A 23,988-nucleotide genomic window follows, 5' to 3' on the forward strand; every position below is an offset into this window, starting at 1 on the left:
GGCGCAAGGCCCCAAGCCAAGCGCCCTAAGAACCTGTTTGCCAAACGCCGGTTGTCCTTGCACTATGCAGCACGCAGGGCAACTGAGTGATGAGTCAATATTGTCTGGCCGGGGGCCTTTCCACCGGCTGGTTGACCGAATACCCAACCCAATTTGCAGTAGCGCGAGGGAATGTATGGCTACGTTTCATATCGATGACGACCCCGAGGCCGGCAAGGTTGCCGTGCCCCGTCGTTATGCCTGGATAGTGTTTGCGCTGACCTTCGGTCTGCTCATCTCCGATTACATGTCGCGCCAGGTGCTCAACGCCGTCTTCCCCATGCTCAAGGGGGAGTGGGCACTCTCCGACACCCAGCTCGGCCTGCTCAGCGGCATAGTCGCGCTCATGGTCGGCTTGCTCACCTTCCCGCTCTCCCTGCTGGCGGACCGGTTCGGCCGGGTCAAGAGCCTGGCCATGATGGCCGCGCTCTGGAGCCTGGCGACCCTGGGCTGCGCCCTGGCACAGAACTACGAGCAGATGTTCATCGCCCGCTTCCTGGTGGGAGTGGGGGAGGCCGCCTACGGCAGTGTCGGCATCGCCGTGGTGGTCTCGGTGTTCCCGCGGGAGATGCGGGCCACCCTCTCCGGCGCCTTCATCTCCGGCGGCATGTTCGGCTCTGTGCTCGGCATGGCCTGCGGGGGCGTGCTGGCGCATCTCCTCGGCTGGCGCTGGGCCTTCGCCGGCATGGCCCTGTTCGGTCTGGTGCTGGCGGCCATCTATCCCCTCATCGTCAAGGAGGCGCGGATCTCCCAGGCCAGCCGGGCGGCCCAGGGCAGCAAGGCGGGCCGCAACCCCCTGCGCAGCCTCTATTCCAGCCGCTCGGTGATCTCGGCCTACGTGGGCAGCGGCCTGCAGCTGTTCGTCGGCGGCACCGTCATCGTCTGGATGCCGAGCTATTTCAACCGCTACTACGGGCTGGACACGGACAAGGCGGGACTCATGGCCGCCATCATAGTGCTGTGCAGCGGTGCCGGCATGATCCTGTGCGGCATGCTGAGCGATCGGCTGTGCCGCAACCGGCCGGATCGCAAGATAAGCCTCGCCATCGCCTATTGCCTCGGCAGCTGTCTCCTGCTCTCCCTGGCGTTTGCCCTGCCGGCCGGCTTCCCCCAGCTGGTGCTGATCGGTCTGGGGATGTTCATCGCCACCGGCACCTCGGGCCCCGCCGGCGCCATGGTGGCCAATCTCACCCACGCCAGCGTGCACGGTACGGCGTTTGCGACCCTGACCCTTGCCAACAACCTGCTGGGGCTGGCCCCCGGTCCCTTTATCACCGGCAAGGTGTCCGATCACATCGGGCTGGACAACGCCTTCCAGCTGGTGCCCCTCATCAGCGTCGCGGCGGCTGCGGTCTTCTTCTACGGCAAGCGCCACTACCACAAGGACGTGGCCAAGATTGAAGGGGACGCCCGCCAGGTCGTCGCCGGCCCCCAGGGCAGCGAGGTGAGGGCATGAGGCTCAGCATCGAGGTCTATTTCGATTTCATCTGCCCCTGGTGCCTCATCGGCAAGCGTCAGCTGGATGAGGCGCTGGCCCAGCTGCGGGTGGAGCGGCCCGAGGTGCGGGTCGATGTGAGCTGGCGCGGGGTGCAACTGCTGCCCGCGCTGCCGATGCAGGGGGAGGATTTTCACGCCTTCTATCTGCGGCGCCTTGGCAGCGAGCAGGGGGTGCGCCTGCGCCAGGCTCAGGTGCGGCAGGCGGCGGCCAGCGTCGGCGTTGAGCTGGACTTTGACAAGATCCCCCGTATGCCGAACACGGCCGATGCCCACCGCCTGTGGCAACGGGCCTGCCAACTGGGATCGCCGGCACAGTTGGAGAGTCTGCTGGAGTGGCTGTTTGCCTGCCACTTCCTGCACGGCGGGGATCTGGGGGATGGTGCTACCTTGCTGGGGCTGGCCGAGGCGGTGGGCTTCTCGCCTGCCGATCTGGTGGGCAGCCTGCAGGGAGACGGAACCCCCTTTTTCTGCGATCAGCCAGAGGCGGCTCGGCAGGGGGTGCCGAGCTTCGTGCTGGGGAAGGGGCGCGTCCTCAGCGGTGCCCAGCCCGTGGCGCAGTTGCTTGCCGGCTTGCACCAGGCCGTCGCGGCGATGACCCGGGCGCAGGCGCGAGTCTTGGTGCCGGCCGAGCGGGTGCCCGCGCCGGGCCAGCGCGTCCTCATCGAGGACTTGGGCAAGAGCCTGGTGCTGTTCAACGTCGATGGCCGTTTCCATGCCATCGATGACGGCTGTCCCCACCAGGGGGCGTCCCTGTGCGGCGGCCGGCTGGAGGGGGAGGTGATCCAGTGCCTTGCCCACGGTCTGCGTTTCAACCTGACGACCGGGTTGCTGCTGAACTCGACACAGCTCAGGGTGCGCCGCTACCCGGTCGAGCCGGCGGGGGAGGGGTTGTCCATCGTCATCGAGTCCCAGGAGGCCATCCCATGCTCACCCTGACCATGACGGATCGCTTCCAGCGGGTGCGGATACTGGCCCCCGGCATGGCGGTCAGCATCACGGTGGCGGCCGCCGCCACCTTCCTGTCGGAGCACTACGGCGCCCCCGTGCTGCTGTTCGCCCTGCTGCTCGGCATGGGGTTGAACTTCCTCAGCGGCGAGGGAAGCTGCAAGGCGGGCATCGAGTTCACGGCGCGCAGCGTCTTGCGCATCGGGGTCGCCCTGCTCGGCATGCGCATCACCCTCGGCCAGATCGCCGAACTCGGCTGGATGCCGGTGCTGCTGGTGGTCACCCTGGTGGTGGTGACCATCAGCCTGTCGGTGGTGGTGGCCAAGGCGATGGGCTTCCAGCGCCTGTTCGGCATGCTGACCGGGGGCGCTACCGCCATCTGTGGTGCCTCCGCCGCCCTGGCCCTGGCCGCCTCCCTGCCGAACCATCCCCAGAAGGAGCGCGCCACCCTGTTCACGGTGATCGGGGTGTCGGTGCTCTCGACGCTCGCGATGATCCTCTACCCCATGATCGCTCGCTTCTTCGAGTTGACGCCGGTGGAGGCGGGGGTCTTTCTCGGTGCCACCATTCACGACGTCGCCCAGGTGGTGGGGGCCGGCTACAGCATGTCCACCGAGACCGGGGACGTGGCCACAGTGGTCAAGCTGATGCGGGTCGCCATGCTGCTGCCGGTGATCCTGGTCGCCGCCATGATCACCCGGATGCAGGGGGCGGATCCCGCGTCCGGCAAGCGGCCGCCCCTGTTGCCCCTGTTTGCGGTCGGCTTCCTGGTGCTGGCCTGCATCAACAGCACAGGCTGGGTGCCCGCCCTGGTTCAGGGGGGGGTCAACGAGCTGTCGCGCTGGTGCCTGGTGATCGCCATCGCCGCCATCGGCATGAAGACCCAGCTCAAGGAGCTGGCGGCGGTCGGCATCAAACCCATCCTGCTGATGGTGGGGGAGACCGCCTTCCTGGTCGCCCTGGTGCTGACCCTGATGCATTGGGGCATCAAGCCTTAGGCATATCAGGAATGTCATGAATGCCGCGAACGTCCGAATAGGCTTCGCTACCCGAACCTACCAACTCAATTGACTGCGTAGGTTCGATTAGCCGCGTAGCGGCGTAATCGGACGATCGCGATACGAGATCAATCAGAAAAACCGCAATAAACGAACGCGCCCCTGTGGCCAACGGACTAGCCAGAGAGCAGAGAGGTAGTTATGAACAAGGTTTACCCCAGCGCCCAGGCCGCTCTTAGCGATCTGGTGCAGGACGACATCACCATCGCCTCGGGGGGCTTCGGCCTGTGCGGCATCCCGGAGCAGCTTATCGAGGCGCTGCAGGAGAGCGGCAAACGCGGCTTCACCATCATCAGCAACAACTGCGGGGTGGACGAGTTCGGCCTTGGGCCTCTGCTCCATAGCCGCCAGATCAAGAAGATGATCTCCTCCTACGTGGGGGGCAACAAGGAGTTCGAGCGCCAGTATCTCGCAGGGGAGCTGGAGCTGGAGTTCACCCCCCAGGGGACGCTCGCCGAGAAGCTTCGCGCCGGCGGCGCCGGCATTCCGGCCTTCTTCACCCGCACCGGTTACGGGACCCTGATCGCCGAGGGCAAGGAGACCCGTCAGTTCGATGGGGATTGGTACGTGATGGAGCGATCCCTCACCGCGGATCTCGCCATCATCAAGGGCGCCAGGGCCGACAAGGCGGGTAACCTGATGTTCAACAAGACGGCGCGCAACTTCAACCCGCTCTGCGCCAAGGCGGGCCGGGTCTGCGTGGCCGAGGTGGAGGAGATCGTCGAGGTGGGGGAGCTGGCCCCGGACGAGATCCACCTGCCCGGCATCTATGTGCAGCGGCTGGTGCACAACCCCAATCCCGAGAAACGCATCGAAGTGCGCACCGTCATGGAGAAGAAATAAGATGGTTTTGATCCGTGAAGAGAGGGCGCTGTGCATCACCCAGGCGCTGGTGGTGGCTTCCTGTTTTCAACAGCCTGCAGTAAGGAGCTAAGTCATGGCCTGGACCCGTGAAGAGATGGCGCAGCGCGCCGCCAAGGAGCTGCAGGACGGCTTCTATGTGAACCTCGGCATCGGCCTGCCGACCCTGGTGGCCAACTACATCCCGGATGCCATGGAGGTGTGGCTGCAGAGCGAGAACGGCCTGCTCGGCATAGGCCCCTTCCCGAGTGAAGAGGAGCTGGATCCCGATCTCATCAACGCCGGCAAGCAGACCATCACCACCTTGCCCGGCAGCAGCTTCTTCGACAGCGCCGAGAGCTTCGGCATGATCCGCGGTGGCCACATCAACCTGGCGCTGCTCGGGGCCATGCAGGTCTCGGAACGCGGGGATCTCGCGAACTGGATGATCCCCGGCAAGCTGGTCAAGGGGATGGGGGGGGCCATGGATCTGGTGGCCGGGGTCAAGCGGGTGGTGGTGCTGATGGAGCACTGCGCCAAGAACGGTGAGCACAAGATACTGGAGTGGTGCAACCTGCCCCTGACCGGGGTCGGGGTGGTGGATCGCATCATCAGCGATCTCGCCGTGCTGGACGTGACCCCAAGCGGCCTCAAGCTGGTGGAGCTGGCCCCCGGCATCGAATTTGAGCAGTTGCAGGCCGCCACCGGCTGCCGCATCTGCCGCTGAATCGCGTGTGGGCCGACTCGTCGGCCATTTTCACGGCGGAGTGAGGATGCTTGGGCCTGCTCCGCCGCTTTTATGCTCTCCGTGACGGCGCAGATGCTCTGCCTGCTGCCTCTCGCCCCGATAACAGACTGCCATCACCCACCCACTCACTGGACACGCCAGCCCCTTGGCGGACCCCTGTCCTTCACCATGGTCCCTGGCTGAGCCCCGAGAATCCCTGCGCGGATGCCGTCCGACACCCCTTTCGCGCCGCTTGTTCGGCGCCGCCACTCCCTGTCATCAAATGAAAAGTGGCTGACGTTCAATGGCAAGCAAGGGGGTTGGGCTGGCCGTAGAGTCGGTAGCAACAACACAGAGCGCACCCGGGGGAGGAACCCGCAAGGGGAGGAGGCAAACAGAGCGCCCCCTCATCCCCAAGGGAAGCGCCGACACTGGCACAACAGCCAAGCAACAAGCCAGACAATAAAGCCAGACAATAAAGCCAACGGAAACGGCGACTAGACACAAAACAACAAACAACAGATGACGACACTCGGAGAGACTGTAATGGATTACAAGCACACGAGTCATGGTTGCGGTGCCCTGCGCCTCAGCCTGCTGGCGACGGCCATTGCGGCCGTGCTCCTGCCCACCGCTCAGGCGGTCGAGATCGACACGGACAGTGAAGAGTGGTCCGTGCGTTTCGACAACACCGGCAAGTTCAACTACGGCATGCGCACCGAGAGCGCCGACGAGCGGATGCTCGCCACCCCGAACAGCAACGATGGGGACTACAACTTCAAGGATGCCGGCGACACCGTCACCACCCGCTTCGATCTGTTGACCGAGCTGGACGTGGTGAACAAGGGCAACACCGGTTTTCGCATCAGTGCGGCGAGCTGGTACGACTATGCCTATGACGACGTCGGCGCGAGCGACAACCCCTTTTTGAACAACAACGGTGATGCCTCCGGCATCCCGGGCTGGGGCGCCAACCCCGCAAGGTCGACCATGTTTGGCCAGCCGGGACTGAGCGATTATGCCGATCGCTACTACAACGGCCCCTCCGGCGAGATCCTCGACGCCTTCGTGTTCCACAACATGGAGATAGGTGACGAGTCGTTGCTCGGCGTCAAGATAGGCCAGCACAACATCTTCTGGGGCGAGACCCTGCTCAACCCGGTGCACTCCATCAGCTACGGCCAGTCTGGCCTGGATCTCGCTAAGCTCGCGGCGTCCCCGGGCACCGAGGCAAAGGAGCTGTTCATGCCCCGCAAGCAGATCTCCGCCTCCTTCACCCTGAACCCGGAGTGGACCTTCGCCGCCCAGTACTTCTTCGACTGGGACGCGGCCCGTCTGCCGGAGGCCGGCACCTTCTACGGTGGCTCCGATCTGGTGGGCTACGGTGCCCGCGCCTTCCTGCTGGGTCACACCGGCGGTCCGGGCCTCGCCGGGCCGAACGGCACCCTCAGCAACATTCGCCGCGGCGCAGACATAGAGCCGGGCAAGCACGGTGACTGGGGCTTCATGACCAAGTGGTCCCCCGAGGCGCTGGATGCCACCCTGGGGGCCTACTACCGTCGCACCGCCGACATTCTGCCCCAGGCGGTACTGGACGCCCGTGGTCTGAGCGTCCGCGGGACGAATCCCCTGCCGGCCGGGGCTATTCCCAACCTGCGTAACTCGATTGCCAACACCAGCTATTCCCTGGCCTACGGCGAGGACATCGACATCCTGGGTCTGAGCCTGTCCAAGGACATCGCCGGGGTCAGCGTGGGCAGCGATCTGAACTATCGCCACAACATGCCCCTCTCCAGCATCCCGGCGCTGCTGAGTGCCTCGGGTCCACTCGGGCTGAAACAGGGGCTCGGCGCACTGCCTGCCCGTAATGACAGCACCGGGGTGATCACCGACGACAGCGACGGTTACAGCGCCACCGGCGAGACCCTGCACTGGACCCTCAACGGCCTGATGACCATGGCCGACACCCCGCTGTTCGACGGTGCCGCCCTGCTGGCCGAGCTCTACTACAGCAACCTGCTGAGCCTCAACGATCACAACAAGGCGCTCTACAAGGGCGAGGACAGTTACCAGGGGCTCGACAAGTCGACCACCGACAACTGGGGCCTGGCGATCAACTTCACCCCGACCTGGTATCAGGTGTTCCCCGGCGTGGACATGAGCATGCCGCTGTCGGTCAACCTCGGCCTGGCGGGGGTGTCTCCCGTGCAGGGCGGCGGTGCCAAGGACACCGGCAACTACGCCCTTGGCCTCGGCGCTACCATCTACAACCAGTATTTCGTCGATCTGAAGTACGTGGACTCCTTCGGCAAGTCTGCCGACTGTAACGACGGCGCCACCGATGGCTCCACCCCCAACGCCCTGGATGCGACCCAGCGCAACACCTGTTATGCCGGCGGTTACTCCTCCTTCTCCGGTGGCGGCGCCACCACGGAAGACAGAGGGGCCGTCTACCTGACCCTCAAGACCACTTATTGAGTCAAGCGACCGAGTCGGAGAACAAGATGATGAAACATAAACAGACCATGCTGGCCCTGTCCCTCGCCCTGGCCTTCACCAGTCAGGCCCAGGCGGCCGTCTCCGCCAGCGAAGCGGGCAAGCTGGGCACCAGCCTGACCCAGGTCGGCGCCGATGCCGCGGCCAACGCCGACGGCTCCATCCCCGCCTATACCGGCGGCCTGACCACGGCGCCCGCCGGCTTCAAGGCCGGTGACAGCATGCGCCCGGATCCTTATGCGGGCGACAAGCCGCAGCTGGTGATCGACGGCAAGAACGTGGCCAAGTACAAGGGTGAGCTGACCGCCACCACCGCCGAGTTGCTGAGCCGCTTCCCGGACTTCAGAGTCGATGTCTACCCGACTCACCGCAGCGTGGCGCTGCCCCAGGCGGTGCTGGACAACACCAGGCAGAACGCCCTGAACGCCAAGACCCTGGAAGGGGGCATGGCGGTGGATCAGGTGCTGCCGGGCATTCCCTTCCCGATCCCGCAGACCGGCGCCGAGGCGATGTGGAACTTCCTGCTGCGCTACCAGGGGGTGAACATCGCCACCAAATACGACTCCTGGAACGTCGATTCCGCCGGGGTAGCGGCGCTCTCCACCACGGGGCAGGCGTTCATCAACTACGCCATCTACGAGGACATGAAGAAGCCCATCGCGGCCAAGGACACCTACTACCAGATGAAGCTCTACTACACCGGGCCCGCCCGCCGTGCCGGTGAAGCCATCATGCTGCGCGATGCCGCCAACCCCCTTGAGCAGCCGCGCAAGGCCTGGCAGTACCTGCCGGGGCAGCGCCGGGTCAAGCTGGCACCGAACCTGGCCTACGATACCCCGAACCCGGGCACCTCGGGCGCCGGCACCTATGACGACGTCTTCGTCTTCAACGGCGCGCTGGACCGCTTCGATTGGAAGCTGGTGGGCAAGCAGGAGATGATAGTTCCCTACAACACCTACAAGCTGACCTATGAGCCCGATGCCCGGGCGCTGACCACCCCGAACTTCCTGTCGCCGGATCACGTGCGCTGGGAGAAGCACAGGGTCTGGGTGGTGGAGGGCAACCTCAAGGCCGGCGAGCGCCACATCTATGCCAAGCGTCGCTTCTATCTGGACGAAGACAGCTGGGTGGCCCTGGCCTCGGATCAGTACGACGCCCGTGGTCAGCTCTATCGCGGCTCCTTCGCCTTCCTGAGCCAGAGCTACGACAAGCAGACCCCGGATGCCACCCCCTTCATGATCTATGACCTGGTGGCGGGGACCTACAACATCAACGGCGTGGTGGGACCCCATGGCGGCATCAAGTACGGCGATTCGCTGTCCAAGGCGAAGTGGTCGCCGGAGTCCCTGGCGGGCGCGGGTATCCGCTAAGCGTTGATGATCTCCACTGACCCCCCTCCCGGCCTCCCCCCTTCGAAAGGGGGAGGAGTGAAGTGCGCCCTCCCCTCGCCAAGGGGAGGGCCGGGGTGGGGTTGTTGCGACCATCCGATGGGTTTTGAAGACAAGGAAGTGGTATGGGTTCATTCAACAAGTTGGCGCCCTGGCTGTGCGGCGCCCTGCTGATGGCAGGGCCCGCGCAGAGCGCGGAGACGATCACGGCGGCGACGGCCTATGTGGACGTGCTGGACTTGCCGGCCAAGCCGAGCGCGCTGGCCAAGCAGAGCCCCTTGCTGGATCTGGCCCGTGCCGGCAGCCGGCTGGTGGCGGTGGGGCAGCGGGGTCACATCCTCTACTCCGACGACGAAGGCAAGGGTTGGCAGCAGGCCAGGGTGCCGGTGAGCTCGGATCTCAATGCCGTCGTCTTCCCCAGTCCCGAGCAGGGCTGGGCCGTGGGGGGGGACGGGGTCATCCTGCACAGCCAGGACGGTGGCGCCAGCTGGCAGAAACAGCTGGATGGCCGCCAGATAGGCGACCTGGTGCTGCAATACTACTCGGCCAAGGCCCAGTCCGAGCCGGACAACGAGCAGTGGGCCGCGTTGGTGGAAGAGGGCCAGCGCCTGGTGGAGGAGGGGGCCGACAAGCCCCTGCTCGACGTCTGGTTCCAAGACGACAGGGTTGGCTACGTGGTCGGGGTGTTCAACCTCATTCTGCGCACCCAGGATGGCGGTCAGCACTGGACGCCGATGCAGGATCGCACCGACAACCCGGATGGGCTGCATCTCAATGCCATCGCCCTGGCCGGGGAGAGCCTCTATCTCGCCGGCGAGCAGGGCTTGCTGCGCAAGTGGGATCCGGGGACGCAGCGCTTCGTCTCACTGCCAAGCCCCTATGACGGCAGCTTCTTCGGCCTCATCGGTCGGCCCGGCGAGCTGCTGGTCTATGGGTTGCGGGGCCATGCCTATCGCAGCACGGATGGCGGCCAGCACTGGGCGAGACTGGCCAGTCCGCTGCCCATCAGCCTCAGCACTGCTATGCAGGGGGCAGATGGCCAGTTCCGCCTCTTTACCCAGGCCGGCCATATGCTGCGACAACGGGGCAACGAGCCGCTGACTCTGGAACCCCTGGCCGAGCCATCCCCGGTGGCGGGCGCCCTGCTGACGCCCCAGGGCACCCTGGCACTGGTGGGCTGCCGCGGTGTGCGCACCCTGGCGGTGAATTAAGGCGGTCACAAGTATTGCCAAATCAGGCCGTCACCGGATGACGGCCCAATAACGATAACGAGGATCCAGACATGGGCCATGTGAAGCAAGATGCGATGCCGGTGATCCGCGAGCTGGCGCAGTTCGACAGGCGCTCCGGCAACCTGCTGGAGCGGCTGGTGTTCAACCACAGAGCGCTGTTCATGCTAGTGATGACGCTGGCGACCCTGGTGTTTGGCTACATGGCGACGACTCGCCTGGCGTTGGCGCCCAGCTTCGAGAAGATGATCCCCCAGAGCCAGCCCTACATCAAAAACTTCCTGGAGAACCGCCAGTCCCTGCGTGGCCTCGGCAACTCGGTGCGGGTGGTGGTGGAGAACACCCAAGGGGACATCTTCGATCCCGGCTATCTTGGCGTGCTCAAGCGGGTCAATGACGAGCTGTTCCTCACCGAGGGGGTGGACCGCGCCTGGATGAAGTCCCTCTGGAGTCCGGCGGTGCGCTGGACCGAGGTGACCGAGGAGGGCTTCCAGGGCGGCCCCGTGATGCCGGACGCCTATCAGGGCAAGCCCGCCGACATCGAGCAGTTGCGCCAGAACATCAACCGGGCCGGTATCGTCGGCAGCCTGGTGGCGAGCGATTTTAAATCCACCATGCTGATCGTGCCCCTGCTTGACAAGGCATCGGCCACCGGCAAGCCCCTCAACTATCACGAGTTCTCCCAGCGCATCGAGAAGTTGCGCAGCCAGATCGAGTTCGACGGCAAGCCCCACAAGGCGGGAGAGGAGGGGACGGGTCAGTACAAGATCCGGGTCATCGGTTTTGCCAAGCTGGTCGGCGATCTCATCGATGGCCTCATTCAGGTGATCATGTTCTTCGCCCTGGCGGTGGCGACCTCGCTTCTCATCATCTTCCTCTACACCCGCTGCGTGCGCAGCACCCTGCTGGTGGTGGGTTGCTCGCTGATCGCCGTGGTGTGGCAGCTCGGCCTCGTCGCCTGGCTCGGCTACGCCATCGATCCCTATTCGGTGCTGGTGCCCTTCCTCATCTTCGCCATCGGGGTCTCCCACGCGGCCCAGAAGATGAACGGCATCATGCAGGACATCGCCCGCGGCACCCATCGCCTGATCGCCGCGCGCTACACCTTCCGCCGGCTGTTCCTGGCCGGAGTCACGGCGCTGCTCGCCGATGCGGTGGGCTTCGCGGTGCTGATGCTGATCGACATCCCGGTCATTCAGGATCTCGCCATCACCGCCAGCATCGGGGTGGCGGTGCTCATCTTCACCTCCCTGCTGTTGATGCCGGTGGCGCTCTCCTATGTGGGAGTGGGCCACAAGGCGGCCGAGCGGGCGCTGGCCATTGAAAATAACGCCGCCGCCAACCAGGGCTTCGGCAGGCTCTGGACGCTGCTGGACCGCTGCACCGAGCGCAAGTGGGCCACCTTTGTGGTGCTGCTGGGCCTGGCCATGGGGATCGGCGGCTACCTGGTCAGCCTGCACCTCAAGATTGGCGATCTGGACAGCGGCGCACCCGAGCTGCGCGCCGATTCGCGCTACAACAAGGACAACGGCTACATCACCAGCCACTATGCGCTCTCGAGCGATCTGTTCGCGGTGATGATCAAGACGGCGCCGGAGGGGTGTCTCAATTACCAGACCCTGATCCTGGCGGATCGCCTGGGCTGGGAGCTGCAGCAGCATCCCGGGGTGCAGGCCACCAGCTCCCTGGTCAATGCGGTGCGCCAGATCACCGCCGGCACCTATGAGGGCAACCCCAGGCTCGCCAGCATCCAGCGCAACCAGAACGTGTTGAACTACGCGGCCCAGCAGGCCTCGGTCAACAGCCCCGAGCTGTTCAACACCGACTGCTCCCTGATGCCGGTGATCGCCTACCTGAGGGATCACAAGGCCGAGACCCTGAGCGGCGTGGTGGCCATCGCCGAGCGGTTTGCCCGGGAGAACTCGTCGCCGGATCGCCAGTTCCTGCTGGCCGCGGGCTCGGCGGGCATCGAGGCGGCCACCAACCTGGTGGTGCACGAGGCGAACCGCACCATGCTGCTCTACGTCTACCTGGCGGTGACCGTCTTCTGCCTCATCACCTTCCGCAGCTGGCGGGCGACCGTGGTGGCCCTGGTGCCGCTGATGCTCACCTCTGTGCTGTGCGAGGCGCTGATGGTCTTCATGGGGATAGGCGTCAAGGTGGCGACCCTGCCGGTGATTGCGCTCGGGGTCGGCATCGGGGTGGACTACGCGCTCTACCTGCTGAGCGTGCAGTTGCACCATCAACGCCAGGGCATGTCGCTGGTGGAGTCCTATCGCCAGGCCGTGGCCTTCACCGGCCGGGTGGTGGGGCTGGTGGGCATCACCCTGGCCGCCGGCGTGGTGGGCTGGGTCTGGTCCCCCATCAAGTTCCAGGCCGACATGGGCATACTGCTCACCTTCATGTTCCTGTGGAACATGCTGGGGGCCCTGATAGGGGTGCCGGCACTCTCCTACTTCCTGCTGCGCGGCACCCAGCCCGCTCTGGCCGAAGCCGTTGAGAAGGCTGCTGCGCCCCGTGCGAGCGTCGACGCCTCCGCGCCCCAGGGGAGGATGAAGGCGGAACAGCTGCCGGCTGATGTCCGCTAGGGGCGGCAAGCCGAGATGTGAAGAGGGAGGCGACAAGCCTCCCTCTTCTTTTTTGGCGTGATCTGTTGAGGGGCCGGGTTGGATGGCAAAGTGATGCGGGAGTGTCGCGCTGCTGGCTTTCATGGCATCCCACTCGTTTCGCTGTCGATGGCGAGTGCCCCACATGATGGAGAGCGGAATGCAAAGAGGGAGGCCGCAGCCTCCCTCTTTAACTCAACGTCTGGCGAAGGAATGGGGTCTAGCCGTAGGCAAGGCTGGTGTGCGCGCTCTGGGTCACCTTGGGCAAGCCCTTGTGGCGGAAGCGCCAGGTGGCGGGCGGCATGCCGAACTGGGCGTTGAACCAGCGGGTGAATGAGCTCGGCATGGAGTAACCCAGCATGTCGGCGATGTGGCCCAGCGAATAGCCGGAGTTTTGCAGATAACGCATCACCAGATCCCGGCGCACGTCGTTGACCAGCTCGCTGAAGGTGGCACCGCTCTCCTCCAGATGGCGCTGCAGGGTGCGCACGTTCATGCCCAGGGTGCGGGCTATTTGCTCTATGGTGGCGCGCCCCATGGGCAGCAGCAGGTAGATGGCCTTGCGCACGTCAGTCATCAGGGATTGCTGGGTCTCCACCAGCAGGGTGTCGAGGTACTGGCGCGCATGGCGGGCCATGGCCTGGTTGGCCAGGGGGTTGGGGATGTCCAGATCCGCTGACTGACAGACGATGCCGTTGAACTCGCTGCCAAATTCCAGCTTGCAGCCGAACAGCCGCTTGTGGATGGAGAGATCCGCCGGCGCGTCATGGGTGAAGTTGACGCTGATGGGATGCCAGTTCGCCCCGACCCCGACCTGGGCCGCGCAGAAGCGATACATGACGCCGACAGCAAGCTCGGTGGCCTGGCGCGAGGGCATGGGGGCGTCGGTGATGATCTCCTCGCGAATGATCACCGCCTTGCCCGCCTCCTCGATGAAGATGGCCAGGGCGTTATTGAACAGATGGATGTATTGCACCATCACCTGCAAGCCCTCGCGCAGGTTGGGCTGATAGCTCAGCAGCAGGCTCACCTCGCCAAAGTCCGACAGCTGGCGATGCTCCGCCATGCGCAGCCCCAGGCTCTGGCAGTCGCCGGTGCGGGCGGTGAGCTCCAGCAAGTTGATGATGGTGGAGACCGGGATGCGCTGATTGGGCACATCCAGAATGGAGGCACTGAGGCCGGCTTGCGACAACAGGTGGGGGGTATTGAGGCCCAGTTGGCGGGCGACATCGAGGTAGTTGGTGAGGGTAGCGGCTCTGGCAAGAAGGGTCATGATGCAGTTCCCATGGCGACAGCTCATCTGCTGGTTGTTAACTATTTATTATCATTTTGGCTACATCATGGGAAGGCTTATTAACCTATCTGTTAGTCGCAGATCTCAGGGGGTGAGCTCGCTCACAGTCCGCTTCCGATGGCATCCAGGCCCAGCGATCACCGCCTTGTCCGGCCGAGTCTCTGTCGCAAAAAGACAACTTCATGGCATCCAAGGTAAAGCAGCCGGGGGCCCGGCACCTTACTGTGGTCACGATGTCATCCGGCCGTCGCCGGAGCGCCTGAACAGGGGAAGATACATGAAGGAATGTCAGCCCGAGGCCACCGTATTGATCGTGCCCGGCCTGCGTGAACACGTGGCGGATCACTGGCAGACCCTGCTCGCCGAGAGGCTTGACAAGGTGGTGACGGTGCCACCGCTCGCCTCGGACAAGCTCAACTGCCAGGCCAGGGTCGAGGCCATCGAGGCGGCGCTCGCCGCCATCGAGGGCCCGGTGATCCTGGTGGCCCACAGCGCCGGGGTGCTGATGGTGGCCCACTGGGCTGCCCAGTACGGCGCTGTCAGTCAGCACAGGATAAAGGGCGCCCTGCTGGTGACGCCACCGGATCTGGATGCCGACTGGCCGTCCCACTATCCCAGCAAGGAGGCCATGGCGGCCGGTGGTTGGCACCCCTTGCCCCGTATGACGCTGCCGTTCCCGAGTCTGGTAGTGCTGAGCCACAACGATCCCCTGGCGAGCACTGCGGCGGTGCGAGCCCTGGCCGGGGAGTGGGGGAGCGAGCTGGTGGATGCCGGGGCGGTGGGACACCTCAATCCGGCGAGCGGATTTGGCCCCTGGCCAGAGGCCGAGGCCTTGCTCGGGCGTCTCGACGCCCGCTAACTCAGATGGCGAGGGGAGACGGCTCCCCTGCGCCCAAACACGAATCGGAAGGAGTCCGTATGGTGAAGACAAGGATCATACCGCCAGCCCAGGGAGCCCATGCTTATCCCTTGCTGATCAAGAGCCTGCTGTTGTCCGGGGTGCGCCATCACCCGGGCCGGGAGATCGTCTACGCAGATCGGCTGCGCTACGACTACCGCACCCTCAATCAGCGCATCCACCGCCTCGCCAACCTGTTGACCGCCTCGGGCATTGGACCGGGGGACACGGTGGCCCTGCTGGACTGGGACAGCCACCGCTCCCTCGAGTGCTTCTTCGCGGTACCCATGATAGGCGCCGTGCTGCACACGGTGAATGTGCGCCTGTCGCCGGAGCAGATCGCCTTCACCATGCACCACGCCGAGGATCACCTGGTGCTGGTTCATGACGACTTCCTGCCCATGATGGACTCCATTCAGGAGAAGCTGCCCACGGTGCGCGGTTACATCCGGCTGACCGATGGGGAGTCGCCCTCTACCGGTTTGCCCCTGCTCGGGGAGTACGAGACGCTGCTGGCCGGGGCGGACGACCAGTTCGACTTCCCCGACTTCGACGAATATTCGGTGGCGACCCTGTTCTACACCACGGGCACCACCGGGGATCCCAAAGGGGTCTACTTCAGTCACCGCCAGCTGGTGCTGCACACCCTCAACGAGCTGGGCACCCTGGCGGCCCATGCGGGCCAGTCGCTGCTCTGCTCCGACGACGTCTACATGCCCATCACACCCATGTTCCACGTCCATGCCTGGGGCGTCCCCTATGTGGCGACCATGCTGGGGGTGAAGCAGGTCTACCCGGGGCGCTACGAGCCGAACAAGCTGGTCAAGCTCTATCGCGACGAAGGGGTGAGCTTCTCCCACTGCGTGCCGACCATATTGCAGATGATCCTGGACTGCGAGGAGGCCAGGCAGACCTCGTTCGAGGGCTGGAAGATGCTGCTGGGAGGCAGTGCGCTGCCGCTCGGGCTGGCGACCCAGGCGAGCCAGAAGGGGATACGGGTGCACGCCGGCTACGGCATGTCGGAGACCTGCCCGCTGTTGTGCGTGGTGCACCTCGCTCCCGAGGAGCTGGCGCTGCCCATGGCGGAGCAACTGCCGCTGCGGATCAAGACCGGAAAGCCCATCGGCCTGGTGGACTTGCGCATCGTCGATACCGAGGGCAAGGATCTGCCCCACGACGGTGAGGCCATGGGGGAGATAGTGGTGCGCGCCCCCTGGCTGGCCCAGGGCTACCTGAAGGAGCCCGCCAAGGGGGCTGAGCTGTGGGATGGCGGCTGGCTGCACACCGGGGACGTGGCCTCCATCACCCCGGACGGCACGGTGGAGATCAAGGACCGCATCAAGGACGTGATCAAGACAGGTGGCGAGTGGATAAGCTCGCTGGCGCTGGAGAGCCTCATCAGCGCCCATTGCGGGGTGCATTCGGTGGCCGTAGTGGGGGTGCCGGACGAGCAGTGGGGGGAGCGCCCGTTGGCCCTGGTGGTCGGCAAGGAGGGGACGAACCTGGATCCCCAGGCCATCAAGGCGCACCTGCAGGGGTTCGTCGACAGTGGTCGCATCAATCGCTGGGCCATTCCGCGCCAGATCCGCATAGTGCAGGAGATCCCCAAGACCAGTGTCGGCAAGGTGAACAAGAAGCTGATCCGGGAGCGCGAGTGCCATCCGGCGGTGGAGAACTGAGGGCGCCGTCATAGATCCAGAGGACGGCCTCTCAGTCATCCCCACTGTCTGAGGGGCCTTGTTGGCCGGGCTGCCATGGCTTGACTACGATAACTGAGTTATCAAACAAGGGGTGTGCGCCATGAAGAAAAGCCAGGTTCATCTCATCGACGAAGAGGTGGATTTTCCTGCCAATGAACAGCTGGTCTCCACTACGGACCTGCAAGGTGTGATCACCTACGCCAATGATCACTTCTGCCGGGTAGCGGGGTACAGCCGGGCCGAGCTCATCGGCCAGCACCACAACATGGTTCGCCACCCGGACATGCCCAAGGCCGCCTTTGCTGACCTCTGGGGCAAGCTCAAGCAGGGCAAACCCTGGCGCGGCATGGTGAAAAACCGCTGCAAGGATGGGCGTTACTATTGGGTGGATGCCTATGTCACCCCCATCTTCGAGCAGGGGCGGATCAATGGCTACCAGTCGGTCCGCAGTCGCGCCGCGCCGGAGATGAAAGCCGTGGCCGGGCGCACCTATGCCAGATTGAAGAGCGTGGAGCGGGGGGAGCGAAAGGGCGGATTGAGCCTGCGCCCGATGCGCCACGGGCTGGCCATCGTCGGTGTCTTGCTGCTGCTGGCGGGGGGGGCCTATCTGATGGGGCCCTGGGGGCCGCTGTTCACCCTGTTGCCTCTCTTGTGGCTGGCCCTGATCTATCGTGACACCCTCATCACTACCCCCCGTTATCTGCGACAGCTCGCGGACGAATATGACAGCCTGACCCGGCTCATCTATTCGGGGGAGGATGCCAGTGCCATTGCAGACTTCCACATCAAGCTGTTGCAGGCCAGGATCCGCACCGTCCTTGGACGAGTGGACGATGCGACCCTCTCCCTGCAGGATCTCGCGGTGCATCTGAAAACAGCCTCCAGCGAGGCGAGCGCCGACATCGCCGAACAGGATGTCCAGACCCAGCAGGTGGCGACGGCCATCACCGAGATGGCGGCGACAGCCCACGAGATTGCCCGCAATATCCTGGAGACGGACAACCAGATAGCTCAGGCCAAGGCGCACTGCCAACACACCGACCAGCAGTTGGAAGATACCCAGCACAGGGTGACGGAGCTGGCCACCCAGGCAGAGCATGCCTTCACGGCCGCCGTGGCACTGGCGGAGGAGTCGGACCGCATCGGTGTGCTGATGAGCGAGATCCAGGGCATTGCGGATCAGACCAATCTGCTGGCGCTCAACGCCGCCATCGAGGCTGCGCGGGCAGGGGAGCAGGGGCGAGGCTTTGCGGTGGTGGCGGACGAGGTGCGAACCCTCTCCACGCGCACCCACAAGGCGACCGAGCAGATCCAGAGCAGCATAGGCCAGATCCAGCGTACTCTGAACGGCTGGAAGGGCATGATGCAGCAGAACCTGCAACAGACCCAATCCTGCGTGACCCTGACCCGCCAGGGATCAGAGAGCCTGCATCAGGTACTGGCGGAAATAGAACGGGTGGTGGACCTCTCGGCCCAGATCTCGACGGCGGCAGAGGAGCAGCAGGCGGTGGTGGAGGACATCAGCCGCAACGTCAACGCCATCTCCCAGCACTCCCACACCAACAGCAACAAGATGCAGGACATGGATGCCTCGAGCGACATCCTGCTCACCAAGGCTCGCCAGCTCAAATCCCTGGGGCAGACCTTCGGGTAAGAGCGGTCAGACTCATGCAATGCAGGAAGGCCACCCCTGGGGTGGCCTTCCTGTTTATCGGTTTCATGGGGGTATCGGCTCTGTGTACCGGGAGATGAGCCAGTCAGCCGGGCTGCTCCGCCAGCGCGATGACGCGGCCACCCTTGTCACAATACATGGCCCTGTCGGCCTGAATGAGCCACTGCTCCGGGCTCCAGTCATGCTGGTAGTGGCTGACGCCGATGCTGATGCCCACCTGCATCGGCTGGTCATTGACCACGAAGGGGGCCTGCATGGCCTGGCGGATCACGGCGGTGACCTCCTCTGCCTGACGGATATCGTAGCCAGGCAGCAGCAGGATGAACTCGTCCCCCGCCAAGCGGGCAAAATAGCACTGGTGGCCGATGGCGTCGTGGATCCGTCGGGCCAGCTGGCAGAGGATGGCATCCCCCTGGCTGTGGCCGAAGTTGTCGTTGATGCGCTTGAAGTCATTGAGATCGCAAAACAGCAGGCAGCCCGGATTGTCGCTTTGTACCTGGTGTTTCAACTGCTCCATCAGGCTCAGGCGATTGGGCAGCCCGGTAAGGGGATCGAGGCGGGCCAGTTGCAGTATCTCCTGCTCTCGCTGCTTGCGCAGGGCCACTTCCTGGTTGAGCCGCTTGTTGCTCATCAGAAGATAGAGGGAGAGCAGCAGGATGAGACCACCAACACCCAGGCTCAGCAGGAACCAGGGGCGCCAGAAGATCCACTGTTCTGAGGGGACCTGATAGAGGAAACGGGTCAGGGAGACCGGTTTGGCAAGGAGGCCTATCTCCACCAGCTGCTGCATGATGTGAGCGAAGCGATCCGGATTCATATACCCGATCTCCACATAGAGCGGCTGGATCATCTCCTTGCTCATCTGCAACTCGTATTCCATGTGGGCCTGGCTGCGGTTGACGCCATACTCCGTGCGCAGCAGTGCGATGGCTTCCTCGGGGTGGGTGAGGGCATAGCGCCATCCCTTGAGGCTGGCTGCACGAAAACGTGCTACCCGCTCCGGATTGAGCCGCTCCTGTGCCTGGGTGGTGAAGAGAATGTCGCTGTAGAAATCGATGCCGTAGTTGCGAGGGTTGATGACGGACACCGAGATGCCGCGCTCTTCCAGATAGAAGGGCTCATTGCTCAGATAGGCGTTGAAGATGTCTATTCGGCCGGCGATCAGATCGTCGATGTTGACCGAGGTGGGTACCGGGATGAGCTGGCGCTCGTGAAGCCCCTGATAGTAGAGGGTGGCCAGCAGTTCGGCATCCTGATGACCCGGAAACATCATGATCCGTTTGCCACGCATGTCCGCAACGGTGAGAATGCCGCTGTCGCGGCGTGCCAGGAAGATGGAGGGAGAGTGCTGGTAGACGCTGGCCAGCGCCAGCAGCGGCTTGCCCTGGGCGTAGTGGGTCAGCACCTCGGTGTTGCCGACGCCAAAGTCGGCGCGTCCGGCCAGCACCTCCTGAACCGGACTTATTCCCTTGCCACCTGGCCTTATCTCGACATCCAGACCGGCGTCGGCGTAATACCCCTTGGCCTTGGCCATGTGATAGCCCACAAACTGGGGCTGATGCAGCCAGCGCAACTGCAATACCACCTTCTCCGGCAGATCACGTGTCCGTTCACTGGCCTGGAGGGGCGAGAAGCAAGTGATGCCAAGCAACAACAGCCAAAACAGGCATTTTTTCATTCGTGCGATTCTTGTGCTGAGGGTCCATGAAGATGGCCTGCAGGCCTGCATTCAAGTTGTTAACAAATAACATTCTAAAGGGTTATACATGTACCGGATACAATTGCAGCACAAAGATTTCATGGTGATCAACAAGCGTCCGGGCATTGGCATGCACGATGATGCCGGCGAGCCGGGTCTCGTCAATCGGGTCAGAATGGATACCGGTCTTGACCTCTATCCGGTCCATCGACTGGACAAGATGACCTCTGGGCTGGTGCTGCTGGCCCGCACCCCCGAAGCGAATCGCGCCCTCAGCATGGCTTTCGCGGCGCGGGAAGTGAGCAAGCAGTATCTGGCCCTCTCCGATCGCAAGCCGAAGAAGAAGCAGGGCTGGGTGAAGGGGGACATGGAGAAAGGGCGAGGCGGCAGCTGGATGCTGAGCCGCACCCAGGATAACCCGGCCATCAGCTGGTTCGACTCCGTTTCGGTGCGCGAGGGGCTGCGCCTTTATCGCATCAAGCCCCGGACCGGCAAGACCCACCAGATCCGGGTGGCCTTGAAGAGCGTGGGAGCCCCCATCCTCGGGGATGAGCGTTACGGCGGCACGGCGGCGGATCGCGGTTATCTGCACGCCTGGCGCCTCGCCTTCACCCTGGCAGGTGAGAGCTTCGATCTCGTCTGTCCGCCCGATGAGGGGGCGCTGTTCCTCCTGCCCGAGTTGCATGCCGCCATCGCGGAGATCTCCGAATGAGCGCTGCAACCGCGAGAGTCCCAGCCCGCGGCTGGATCCTGGCCGACTTCGATGACACCCTGGCGCCGGATGACAGCCATGCGGGGTTGCTGCGTTTCATCTTGCGCCGCCGTCTCTGGCCGCTGCTGCTGTGGCCACTGATGGCGTTCGGTGCCGTGATCTATCTGCTGCCAGGTCAGCGCAGTCGCGGCATTGCACTCATCTGGTGGGCCATCACCCTCGGGCTATCCCCCCTGGCCTGGCGCGCCCTGGTACGGCAGTACAGCCTGACCCGGCCCGGTCTGTATCGGGAGGCGCGAGCCCTCTTGACGGGGGAGGGGTACCGCTGCTGGGTCATCTCCGCCAGTCCCCGCGCCCTGGTCCGTGCCCAGATCCATCGTCAACTGCCAAGGCTCCCTCACCGCATCATCGGCTCGCGGATGGGTTACCGTTTCGGCGGCCTGGTGCCGCGCTTCTATTGCCATGGCAGGCACAAGCTGCTGCCCGAGCTCCTGACCCTGGAGGCCGCACTCACCCTGAGTGACAGCTTGCACGATCTGCCCCTGCTGGCGTTGGGGGAGCAGGCCTGGCTCATCAACCCGCAAAGGACTCGATTGCTAAAAGCGAGGGCGGTGCTGCCCCATATCGAACCCCGTTATTGGTCGCTGTAAGGCAAAGCTGACAGCCTTGCGGGACGCTAACGAGCGCAGTGCAAGGTTGAGGCTGTGACGTCACATTTCATTTACATTTTTTGGCGCGGATCCCCGCCAAACTATCTGAACGCCGCCCCTTCTCATTCCCTGCGCCTGCCACTCTAATGAAACAAGTTGTTAACAATGCCGTGCGGGCTGCCTGTCGAGCCCTTGCGGCGTGAACCGTTTCGTTATCAGTTCATCGCAAGGAGCGCATCATGACCACCCCCTCTTCCCGTACTCACACCATCAACCCCCTTGGCACCGACGGGTTCGAGTTTGTCGAGTACACGGCGCCGGATCTCAAGGGCATTGCGGCCCTCAAGGCGCTGTTCGTCTCACTGGGCTTTGCCGAAGTGGCCAAGCACAGGCACAAGCAGTGCTGGCTCTATCGCCAGGGGGACATCAACTTCGTGGTCAATGCCGAGCCCCACTCCCAGGCGGAGGAGTTTGCCCGGGCCCATGGTCCGAGCGTGTGCGGCATGGCGTTTCGGGTGAGCGATGCCGGCCGTGCCCAGCAGTACGCCATCGGCCAGGGGGCCAAGCCGTTTGTGGGCAAAATAGGTCCCATGGAACTCAACATCCCCGCCATCTACGGCATCGGCGAGAGTACCCTCTCCTTTGTCGATCGCTATGGCGAGCGGGGCTCCATCTATGACGTGGACTTTATCTTCTACCCCGACTGGCAGGCCCGCATGGCCGAGGTGGACGCAGGGCTCTATGAGATCGACCACCTGACCCACAACGTCCATCGCGGCAATATGAACCTCTGGTCGAATTTCTACGAGCGGATCGGCAACTTCCGGGAAATCCGCTACTTCGACATCGAGGGCAAGCTGACCGGACTGCACTCGCGCGCCATGACGGCCCCCTGCGGCAAAATTCGCATTCCCATCAACGAGTCGGCGGACGACAAGTCCCAGATAGAGGAGTACCTGCGCCAGTACAAGGGGGAGGGGATCCAGCACATCGCGCTCGCCTCTGCCGACATCTATCACACCATCCGCACGCTCAGAGGGCGGGGAACCGGCTTCATGCCGACGCCGGACACCTACTACGAGAAGGTGGACAGCCGGGTCGCTGGTCATCAGGAGGATCTGGCGGCGCTGAAAGAGCTGCGCATCCTCATCGACGGCTCGCCGACGAAGGACGGCATCCTGCTGCAGATCTTCACGGACACCGTCATCGGTCCCGTGTTCTTCGAGATCATCCAGCGCAAGGGCAACGAGGGCTTTGGTGAGGGCAACTTCCAGGCACTGTTCGAATCCATCGAGCTGGATCAGATCCGCCGTGGCGTGCTGGACGGATCCACGCAAGGGGAGGTGAACAGTGCCGCGCAGGGCCAGAAAAACGGAGAACCGAGCGATGCGTAACTGGATAAGCTTCCCCCATCGGGAGGGAACCCACTCCCGCCAGGCCCATGCCGACCTGCCGGAGCAGGCCATCTATGAGCGCGAGCTGGGGCGCTCGGGCTTCTTCGGTCCGGCCACCCACATGCACCACAAGCATGCTCCCACCGACTGGGTCAACTGGGAAGGGCCGCTTCGGCCACGGGCGTTTGACTTGAACGATCTGCAGGAGGAGGTGAGCTCCCTCTCCCCCTGGGTGATGCCGGATATTCTCAGCAACCCCCACTGCCGCTACCGCATCTGGCGCCTGCATGAGCCCATGCCGTTTCTGGTGCGAAACGCCGATGGCGACGAGCTCCTGTTCATTCACGAGGGGAGCGGAGAGTTCTATTGCGACTACGGGCACCTCATCTTGAGAGATGGCGACTATGTGGTGATCCCCCGTGGCACCATGTGGCGCATCGAGCCCACCGCGCCCCTCTTCATCCTGATGATCGAGGCGACGGAAGACAGTTATCAGCTGCCGGACAAGGGACTGGTGGGCAATCACGCCATCTTCGATCCGGCGGCCCTGGACGTGCCCGCCATCAACGAGCGCTTCCTGGCCCAGCAGGATGAAAACCCCTGGTCGCTGCAGATCAAGCGCCACGATCAGGTCTCGGTCGTCACCTGGCCGTTCAACCCGCTGGATACACAAGGGTGGCACGGGGACTTGTGCGTGGTGCGCCTCAACTGGCGGGATATCCGCCCGCTGATGAGCCACCGCTACCACCTGCCTCCCTCGGCCCACACCACCTTCGTGGCGAGCCGTTTTGTCATCTGCACCTTCGTGCCGCGTCCCATCGAGAGCGACCCAGGTGCCCTGCGGGTGCCCTTCTACCACAGCAACGACGACTTCGACGAAGTGCTCTTCTACCACGCCGGGGACTTCTTCAGCCGGGACAACATCAAGCGGGGCATGGTCACCTTTCACCCTGCCGGCTTCACCCATGGTCCCCATCCCAAGGCCTTTGCGGCGGGGCTGGCCCATGCCAAGACCTTCACCGACGAGGTGGCGGTGATGCTCGACACCCGGGATGCCCTGGTCGTCGGCCCGATCTGCGAAGGGGTCGAACACCCCGGTTATATCACCAGTTGGCAGCGTCCAGAGACGCTCGGCAAATAAGGA

At 64.0% G+C, this 23,988-nt stretch carries 18 protein-coding genes; 16 read left to right on the forward strand and 2 right to left on the reverse strand.

Annotated features, from left to right (window positions below):
- Nucleotides 1–175: 175 nt before the first annotated feature.
- The 9 genes from BN1120_RS16150 to BN1120_RS16190 all read left to right on the forward strand — a co-directional run bounded on the left by BN1120_RS16150 (nt 176) and on the right by BN1120_RS16190 (nt 12,807).
- Nucleotides 176–1,495 carry an MFS transporter gene (locus BN1120_RS16150; protein WP_039038786.1) on the forward strand — a complete coding sequence of 440 codons (1,320 nt, stop codon included), beginning with the start codon at nt 176–178 and terminating at the stop codon, nt 1,493–1,495.
- Nucleotides 1,492–2,472 (forward strand): DsbA family protein, encoded by a 981-nt coding sequence (locus tag BN1120_RS16155; protein WP_111736044.1) that lies wholly within the window; start codon nt 1,492–1,494, stop codon nt 2,470–2,472. The genes BN1120_RS16150 and BN1120_RS16155 overlap by 4 nt, the downstream gene beginning before the upstream one ends.
- A complete protein-coding gene (locus BN1120_RS16160) occupies nt 2,460–3,479 on the forward strand; it encodes a YeiH family protein (protein WP_042016954.1) in 1,020 nt (339 codons plus the stop codon). Before BN1120_RS16155 ends, BN1120_RS16160 begins: the two co-directional genes overlap by 13 nt.
- A 201-nt stretch (nt 3,480–3,680) precedes the next feature.
- Nucleotides 3,681–4,382, forward strand: coding sequence for a CoA transferase subunit A (locus tag BN1120_RS16165; protein WP_039038784.1), 702 nt, complete (start codon nt 3,681–3,683; stop codon nt 4,380–4,382).
- A gap of 94 nt (nt 4,383–4,476) precedes the next feature.
- On the forward strand, nt 4,477–5,106 hold the full coding sequence (locus BN1120_RS16170; protein WP_039038783.1) for a CoA transferase subunit B: 630 nt from the start codon (nt 4,477–4,479) through the stop codon (nt 5,104–5,106).
- A 546-nt stretch (nt 5,107–5,652) separates the two neighbouring features.
- Nucleotides 5,653–7,584 carry a DUF1302 domain-containing protein gene (locus tag BN1120_RS16175; protein WP_042016955.1) on the forward strand — a complete coding sequence of 644 codons (1,932 nt, stop codon included), beginning with the start codon at nt 5,653–5,655 and terminating at the stop codon, nt 7,582–7,584.
- Between the two features lie 26 nt (nt 7,585–7,610).
- Entirely contained in the window at nt 7,611–8,972 is a 1,362-nt protein-coding gene (locus BN1120_RS16180; protein ID WP_231959455.1) for a DUF1329 domain-containing protein, read from the forward strand.
- A 143-nt stretch (nt 8,973–9,115) separates the two neighbouring features.
- Nucleotides 9,116–10,201, forward strand: a complete 1,086-nt coding sequence (locus BN1120_RS16185) for a WD40/YVTN/BNR-like repeat-containing protein (RefSeq protein WP_052455430.1) — start codon at nt 9,116–9,118, stop codon at nt 10,199–10,201.
- Between the two features lie 71 nt (nt 10,202–10,272).
- Nucleotides 10,273–12,807, forward strand: coding sequence for an efflux RND transporter permease subunit (locus BN1120_RS16190; protein WP_080768069.1), 2,535 nt, complete (start codon nt 10,273–10,275; stop codon nt 12,805–12,807).
- A 238-nt stretch (nt 12,808–13,045) separates the two neighbouring features.
- On the opposite strand, the gene BN1120_RS16195 is transcribed toward BN1120_RS16190, so the two are convergent.
- Complete coding sequence (locus tag BN1120_RS16195) at nt 13,046–14,098, reverse strand: AraC family transcriptional regulator (RefSeq protein ID WP_042017046.1); 1,053 nt, start codon at nt 14,096–14,098, stop codon at nt 13,046–13,048.
- Between the two features lie 298 nt (nt 14,099–14,396).
- On the opposite strand from BN1120_RS16195, the gene BN1120_RS16200 reads away from it, so the two are divergent.
- From BN1120_RS16200 to BN1120_RS16210, 3 genes are all read left to right on the forward strand, one after another.
- Nucleotides 14,397–14,978 (forward strand): RBBP9/YdeN family alpha/beta hydrolase, encoded by a 582-nt coding sequence (locus tag BN1120_RS16200; protein ID WP_042016957.1) that lies wholly within the window; start codon nt 14,397–14,399, stop codon nt 14,976–14,978.
- A 59-nt stretch (nt 14,979–15,037) separates the two neighbouring features.
- The gene (locus BN1120_RS16205; RefSeq protein WP_042016959.1) at nt 15,038–16,696 is read left to right on the forward strand and encodes a fatty acid--CoA ligase; all 1,659 of its coding nucleotides are present in this window, start codon (nt 15,038–15,040) and stop codon (nt 16,694–16,696) included.
- 121 nt (nt 16,697–16,817) lie between these two features.
- A complete protein-coding gene (locus BN1120_RS16210) occupies nt 16,818–18,371 on the forward strand; it encodes a methyl-accepting chemotaxis protein (RefSeq protein WP_042016964.1) in 1,554 nt (517 codons plus the stop codon).
- Nucleotides 18,372–18,474: 103 nt separating this feature from the next.
- Here BN1120_RS16210 and BN1120_RS16215 read toward each other — a convergent pair whose 3' ends face one another.
- Nucleotides 18,475–20,067 (reverse strand): GGDEF domain-containing protein, encoded by a 1,593-nt coding sequence (locus BN1120_RS16215; RefSeq protein WP_042016967.1) that lies wholly within the window; start codon nt 20,065–20,067, stop codon nt 18,475–18,477.
- Nucleotides 20,068–20,155: 88 nt separating this feature from the next.
- Between BN1120_RS16215 and BN1120_RS16220 the strand changes: the two genes are divergently transcribed.
- The 4 genes from BN1120_RS16220 to BN1120_RS16235 all read left to right on the forward strand — a co-directional run bounded on the left by BN1120_RS16220 (nt 20,156) and on the right by BN1120_RS16235 (nt 23,985).
- A complete protein-coding gene (locus BN1120_RS16220) occupies nt 20,156–20,800 on the forward strand; it encodes a TIGR01621 family pseudouridine synthase (RefSeq protein WP_042016970.1) in 645 nt (214 codons plus the stop codon).
- A complete protein-coding gene (locus BN1120_RS16225) occupies nt 20,797–21,450 on the forward strand; it encodes an HAD family hydrolase (protein WP_042016971.1) in 654 nt (217 codons plus the stop codon). Before BN1120_RS16220 ends, BN1120_RS16225 begins: the two co-directional genes overlap by 4 nt.
- 239 nt (nt 21,451–21,689) lie before the next feature.
- The gene (gene hppD, locus BN1120_RS16230; RefSeq protein WP_041214989.1) at nt 21,690–22,844 is read left to right on the forward strand and encodes a 4-hydroxyphenylpyruvate dioxygenase; all 1,155 of its coding nucleotides are present in this window, start codon (nt 21,690–21,692) and stop codon (nt 22,842–22,844) included.
- Nucleotides 22,837–23,985 (forward strand): homogentisate 1,2-dioxygenase, encoded by a 1,149-nt coding sequence (locus BN1120_RS16235; RefSeq protein WP_042016973.1) that lies wholly within the window; start codon nt 22,837–22,839, stop codon nt 23,983–23,985. The genes hppD and BN1120_RS16235 overlap by 8 nt, the downstream gene beginning before the upstream one ends.
- The last annotated feature ends 3 nt before the right edge of the window (nt 23,986–23,988 follow it).

Source organism: Aeromonas caviae (assembly GCF_000819785.1).
In the GTDB taxonomy this organism is placed as follows: Bacteria; Pseudomonadota; Gammaproteobacteria; order Enterobacterales; family Aeromonadaceae; genus Aeromonas; species Aeromonas caviae.